Origin of the sequence: Peribacillus sp. CSMR9, from assembly GCF_033141925.1 — a bacterium.
Lineage (GTDB): Bacteria > Bacillota > Bacilli > Bacillales > DSM-1321 > Peribacillus > Peribacillus simplex_A.
In genome coordinates this window covers 1-1,131 of the sequence record NZ_JAOPHO010000197.1, presented here as the reverse complement: position 1 = coordinate 1,131, position 1,131 = coordinate 1, and the positions used below count along the sequence as shown (strand labels likewise).

2 protein-coding genes are annotated in these 1,131 nt (G+C 40.7%); both read right to left on the bottom strand.

Annotated features, from left to right (window positions below; all coding sequences use genetic code 11):
• A partial coding sequence (locus N9I19_RS24860; RefSeq protein ID WP_317779349.1) for a hypothetical protein occupies window positions 1–200 on the bottom strand: 200 nt, incomplete at its 3' end.
• Window positions 190–1,131 (bottom strand): replicative DNA helicase (gene dnaB, locus N9I19_RS24855; protein WP_317779348.1); only part of this gene is annotated, 942 nt, incomplete at its 5' end. The genes N9I19_RS24860 and dnaB, both read right to left, overlap by 11 nt.

The following is a 1,131-nucleotide window of genomic DNA, read 5'->3' as shown; positions in this document are numbered from 1 at the left end:
GACCCATAGATCCTCCTCTGATATTCCTCTAACAACTCATTCATTTTCGGCCTATTATTCTCTTTGAAGTAAAGATAGAGTGCCGATTTATCGTCATTAAAGTTCACCTTATTTTTTTCGTAGACCAGAAATTCAATCAACAAACGGAGTGAAGTATGCTTATATTTAACGGATTCATGATAAAGTTCCCTAACCGTCATGTCTGCGCTCCAAATTGAGAAACACCCCATACTCTTTGATGAATGCTAACGATATGGTTCCAATGGGACCATTTCTTTGCTTACCAATAATGATCTCGATAATGTTTTTGCTTTCCGAATCCTTATCGTAATAATCATCCCGATAAAGAAATCCAATCACGTCAGCATCTTGTTCAATTTGGCCTGATTCACGTATATCTGACATCATTGGCCGTTTATCTTGCCTTTGCTCTACCGCCCGTGATAGCTGACTTAAAGCAATAACACATACATCCAATTCCCTTGCCAAATGCTTTAGCATCCGGCTGATTTCACTAATTTCTTGCATCCGATTCCCTTTATGTTTGGCTGAACCTGTAATGAGCTGCAGGTAATCAATAATGACCAGAATGTCTTTGCCTTCGTAATCCCGTTTCATCTTTCGGACTTTCGCCCAAATTTGATTAACAGTAACACCTGGATTATCAAAGATTCTAAGGTTCATGTTGCTAACGTCTCCCATCGCACCTGTTAGCTTTCCCCAATCCTTATCAACAAGGTTGCTTGTTCGGATATACTGCGCATTGATTCTACCGTTACTCGATAGCATTCTTTTTAATAATTGTTTTCTGCCCATTTCCAGGGAGAAGATCCCGACTGCAGATTGTTGCCGTTTAGCTACTCCTTCTGCAATGTTCAAAGCAAATGCCGTTTTCCCAACAGATGGCCGGGCGGCAATAACAATAAGGTCTTGTTTCTGTAAACCAGCTGTCATTCGATCTAATTCATTAAATCCTGTAGGCATACCGGTAATTTCACCTTTTGGCGTTTCTAATTCATCATAAACAGCAACTAAATCATCCTTTATGGACCCGTCATCATCGTCAGTTGAGTTATCTTCTAGCCGCATCAACTCATTGATTCCGGTCTGGATAACCTCTGCCGGCTCTCC